This window comes from Pseudomonadota bacterium (assembly GCA_018817425.1).
In the GTDB taxonomy this organism is placed as follows: Bacteria; Desulfobacterota; Desulfobacteria; order Desulfobacterales; family RPRI01; genus RPRI01.
Genome location: JAHITX010000049.1, coordinates 1 through 4,922, shown reverse-complemented (window position 1 = coordinate 4,922; position 4,922 = coordinate 1). Strand labels below are relative to the sequence as shown.

At 37.0% G+C, this 4,922-nt stretch carries 5 protein-coding genes; 3 read left to right on the top strand and 2 right to left on the bottom strand.

All coding sequences use genetic code 11. The features are described from left to right. Positions 1-346: 346 nt before the first annotated feature. Entirely contained in the window at positions 347-1,462 is a 1,116-nt protein-coding gene (gene dnaJ / locus KKC46_09250; protein MBU1054001.1) for a molecular chaperone DnaJ, read from the top strand. A gap of 17 nt (positions 1,463-1,479) precedes the next feature. Beyond that, positions 1,480-1,851: a 6-carboxytetrahydropterin synthase QueD gene (gene queD / locus KKC46_09245; GenBank protein MBU1054000.1), complete on the top strand. Its 372-nt coding sequence runs from the start codon at positions 1,480-1,482 to the stop codon at positions 1,849-1,851. Between the two features lie 171 nt (positions 1,852-2,022). Here queD and KKC46_09240 read toward each other — a convergent pair whose 3' ends face one another. Together KKC46_09240 and KKC46_09235 are read right to left on the bottom strand one after the other, a co-directional pair. After that, positions 2,023-2,421: a YHS domain-containing protein gene (locus tag KKC46_09240; GenBank protein MBU1053999.1), complete on the bottom strand. Its 399-nt coding sequence runs from the start codon at positions 2,419-2,421 to the stop codon at positions 2,023-2,025. 534 nt (positions 2,422-2,955) lie between these two features. Next, a complete protein-coding gene (locus KKC46_09235) occupies positions 2,956-3,798 on the bottom strand; it encodes a hypothetical protein (protein ID MBU1053998.1) in 843 nt (280 codons plus the stop codon). A gap of 729 nt (positions 3,799-4,527) precedes the next feature. On the opposite strand from KKC46_09235, the gene KKC46_09230 reads away from it, so the two are divergent. Next, a complete protein-coding gene (locus KKC46_09230) occupies positions 4,528-4,914 on the top strand; it encodes an endonuclease domain-containing protein (protein ID MBU1053997.1) in 387 nt (128 codons plus the stop codon). The last annotated feature ends 8 nt before the right edge of the window (positions 4,915-4,922 follow it).

Here is a 4,922-nt window from a genome sequence, read left to right as displayed (position 1 = left end):
TTTCAAAACGCCCCATTTTGGCCGATCTCTGCGTTGGGCTCAAATTTCAATCCTCGAAATACTAAATATATTCCTGTGGTTGAAATTTTCTCCCGCCTTGAGCTTGACCAAACTGAAACGTTTTGAAAGTGGCTCCAATAATTTAGATAATTCCCCATACCAAATTAAGGTTGGCCCATAATTCAAGAAAGCTTTTACCGGTATAATAAAAATAAAAAAGACTTTGGTTGACAACTTTGTTTTAGGCATTATTTTATGAATTGTTTTACTATATTATTTTTAAATAATATAGCTTTTTGGGGTAAAATATTTTAATCAAATTATTTCTGTTTAAACTGGATATCAAATGGCAAACAAACGTGATTACTATGAAATTCTTGGCTTAGACCGCAATGCTGATTCTGACCAATTAAAAGCTGCATACCGAAAACTCGCCTTAAAATATCATCCTGACAGGAATCCTGGAGATAAGGAATCTGAAGAAAACTTTAAAGAAGCCGCAGAAGCCTATGAGGTGCTTCATGATTCGCAAAAAAGAGCTATCTATGACCAGTATGGTCATCAGGGATTAAGCGGTACCGGTTTTTCGGGTTTCGGCGGGTTTGAAGATATCTTTTCCAGTTTCGGCGATATTTTTGAAGATTTTTTTGGATTTGGCGGAAACAGCCGCTCACGCAGCAGATCCCAGAGAGGTTCCGATCTTCGTTATGATGTTACGCTTAGTTTTATGGAAGCGGCTTTCGGAATAGAAAAAGAGATAACTATTGAAAAAGCGGAAACATGCCCTGAATGTTCCGGAAGCGGAAGTGAACCCGGCACGCAACCTGAAACCTGCCGGCATTGTCATGGAACAGGACAACTTTCACAAAGCCAGGGGTTTTTTACACTAAGGACAGCTTGTCACTTTTGCAGTGGTTCCGGGCAAACAATAACGCATCCCTGTCCCAAATGCCAGGGTAACGGAAAAGTGATTATAAATAAGAAAGTATCTTTGAAAATCCCGGCAGGAGTTAATTCGGGTTCAAGATTGCGCCTTACGGGTGAAGGTGAATCAGGTGCATATGGAGCTGCAAGCGGAGATCTGTATGTATTTATACAGGTTGAACCGCATGATTTTTTTGAGCGAAATGATTTTGACGTTTATTGCAAGATACCAATATCATTTGTACAGGCTGCTCTAGGTGATCAAATAACCGTTCCTACTTTAAACGGTAAAAAAAGCATAAAGATCCCCAAAGAAACTCAGCCCGGAAATGTGATACGTTTGCATGGCGAAGGTATTCCCCATCTAAGAAACCATGTGCGAGGAGATCTTATAATTGTTTTGAATTTAAAAACACCTACCAACCTTACAAAAAAACAGGAAGCACTTTTAAAGGAATTTGCAGAACTTGAATCTAGTAAGTTTTCAACCAAACTAAAGAATATTTTGCATAGTGTATCGTCAGGTAATTCCAAATAAAAAAGGACCAAGCGTAAATGTTTGAACTCAAAGTTATAAGTAGTTTTGCGGCAGCTCATCAGCTAAAAATGGTTACGGAAAAATGTGAAAATCTTCACGGTCACAACTGGAAGATAGAAGCCTGTGTAACAGGAGAAAAATTAAATGATGCAGGGGTTATAATAGATTTCGGAATTATAAAAAAAATCATATCCGAAATCATTGCAGAACTTGACCATACATTTTTAAATGACCACGATTGGTTCAAAAACCTTAATCCATCATCAGAAACCATTGCCATGAGAATCGCACAGGAGCTTGAAAACAGATTAGATGATCCTACAGTAAAAGTTTCCAGTGTTACTGCATGGGAATCCGATGATGCCTGTGCAAAATATACTTGCCCTTGATACAAAACGGGAACCATTAATTATAATGAGCCAGTTTCAAAACGCCCCATTTTGGCCGATCTCTGCGTTGGGCTCAAATTTCAATCCTCGAAATACTCAATGTATTCCTACAGTTGAAATTTTCGCCCGCCTTGAGCTTGACCAAACTGAAACGTTTTGAAAGTGGCTCTCTTAATTACCGACTTTTTCTTTTTCTATTTTTGGCCAGTTATCATTTGCCTTAAGTAAATTCCCTTCTTTATCTTCCTCAAACTTTTGCTTGATATCCAGATTGTATTGCAAGACAAGGCGACCATCAACAATCTCCCATGTATCAATCTCTACAGGAAATAAAACGCCGAGGGAAACTCCAAACGCACAGAAGCCTCCGTACGCAGGCAGGTATTTTTCCGCTTCTTTTTCAAATATAGCTTTATTTGCATCAGAGGAGAAAAGATACTTATAGCCACGATATTCTGCCGATATAGCCGGATTGCCTTTAACTGCCTTGCCAACGCTGTGGAATGCCACTGGATCGTACCCTTGCAACGCTATTTTGCCGTGAGGATCAGCATTAATAACTTGTTTCATTTTACACTCCTTTAGTTTAGGTTAGTTATAAAAAGTCCGGCCCCGAATACTACCCTTCTTATTTGCATCAATCCAATTCTTGTCTTGTTTACTGCCCTTGTTTCTTCCCCAATTTCTTACAGTATGGTTCATGCTGATTTAACAGCCCCCTGCCTATTATTGTCTTGCAATAGGGGCAAGGTTCACAACAAGGCATTGGCTGGACTACCCACCCTACCCCCCGTATGGCAAAGACAATTGCAAGCGCCAGGATATGCGGCTTCTTTTCGTTCTTTTCCCTTTGGCAGCATCGTCATAGGCTTTTACTATTTGCTTTTCACAGGGTCACATGCAGTTGAGCAGCTCGCCTGCTCAAACTGGCTCGTTGGACGGTATTGTTTCAGAAATGAGGAAGTAAATTACCATCTAATTCAGAAAAGCATAGACATCTCCATTTCTACCCCCCTGATAACCAGCCTGACTGTTTTGTAGCCAAGTCTGCATTTATTAGATTGTTAGGCAAGTCTTTATTCAATTGTTTATTAATCGCTTGGTCTAGTTTGGTGGTATACCGATTCTAACCCATACCACAGCTGGTTGATTTGGGAACGCTCCAAGACTTACGTCCCTGACTTCTGCAATGCTACCTTTGTTTAACTTAAACCCCGTATAATCATCATCTTCTAAGAAATTTTCTTGCCATGGTGGTTGATATATTTTAGATAAACCATTGATTTTATAATCTGCAATTATTAAATTGCGATCACTAGTCAATTGTATCAATTCACCTTTACGAGGAATAATGTCTTTTTTTGTGTAATTTGATTTTACAATTTCAAAAAGAGGGCCTCGAATATACTTATTATTCTTCAAATCAATATCGCCAACAAGTATCCATCCTGTTTCACCAGGTAGATTTTCAGGTTTAATATAACTTCCTTTTGCAGGGAGTCGTTTCATTATTTTATCTATAGAATCTGCAAAGTTACCAATGGCAATTATAATAATTCCTAAGATTAATAAGACTGATGTTATCGGATGATTTTTCAGCTTTTTAATAAATTTATCAACTAGTGTCTCATCTTGTTGTGGTTTCATGTCGACACTATCTTGTTTGTTCTTAACTTCATTTTTCAAAGACAGCATCAATAAGTCGATCTCTGTATTTATTTTTTCGAGCCCTATATTTCTTTGATTGTTTAGTTCATTTTCAGATTTTCTAAACTGAACGCTAAAAACAGAATTGGTTTCAATATTAGTTATAGGGTGCCTCTTTTGAAAATCACCAATTTTAATAATATTTTCTTCTACTATTTTTTTTAATTCGGGGGATAATTTATCTGAATATTTAACACCAGAAGACTTTATAAATTCACTGATAATCTTAGAGAAAATCATGACAGCATCTTCGATTTCCTGGTTGCAGAACCTTTGTATCCTCATAATACATGGGGTTCCATTCTTTTGCCCTTTTCTATATATATCTTCATGAAGTATTTTTTATCTCATTGTTTTTCTTAACCTCAAACTCTGAAAGCTCTTGCTTGATCCTATTATCAATTAAGTTAACAATGTTTATTTCTGACATTTTTATAGTACCAAGCTGTTTGCCTTCCAAGTTATTGAGCAGTTCTGGATAACTTTACAAATGTCATGATATCCAGAAAATTATTTTAATTCTCGCTAATAAGCATCAATCGTCTAAATTAATTTGAAATTATATAATCTATTGACAGATTTTTTGCAATAATATGTTTTTATATTTCCTGAAGACAGGAGGAAGACATTTTGACTTAAAGCATTCTAAGAGCTCACAATACTCTTGTTCTTGGAAATTTATCATGGCATACAAGAAATAAAATCAAGTTCATACAAATCGCATTCAAATTCTAGCTTTGTTGGCTTCGTCGGTTCTGTCCTCAGCGCATTACGTATACAGCCTGTGGAAAACCTCCTTGCTGCCTTGCGATCTTTTTTAATGCAACTTGGTATGACAATCCGAAGCAACCATAAGTATATTGCTTCAATAGTTTTCCGGCAAACGCCACAAAATAAATCAGAGTAATTTTTTTTGGAAAGAATACCTCACTAATTCCCCCTTAACAAAGGGGGATAAAGGGGGTTGTAATGAAAATTACATATAACCCGAAATTAAAAGCTCTATCACGAAAACTAAGAAAGCAAGGTGTTTTATCAGAAGTTCTTCTCTGGGCACATTTAAAAAGCAGAAAGATGAAAGGTTACCAGTTTACGAGACAAAAGCCTGTCGGAAATTATATCGTTGATTTTTATTGCAGCAAACTGAAACTGGTAATTGAAATTGATGGAGAAAGTCATGATAGAAAATTTCTGTACGATAGGAAGCGGCAACAGGCATTAGAGTCTGAGGACTTAACTGTTTTAAGGTTCAATGATAATGATGTAAAAAAAGATATAGAAAGTGTTTTAATGGCAATCGAAGGATGGATTAAAAGGAGTGTGGAGAAGGAACAACCCCCTGGCCCCCTTTACTAAGGGGGAAT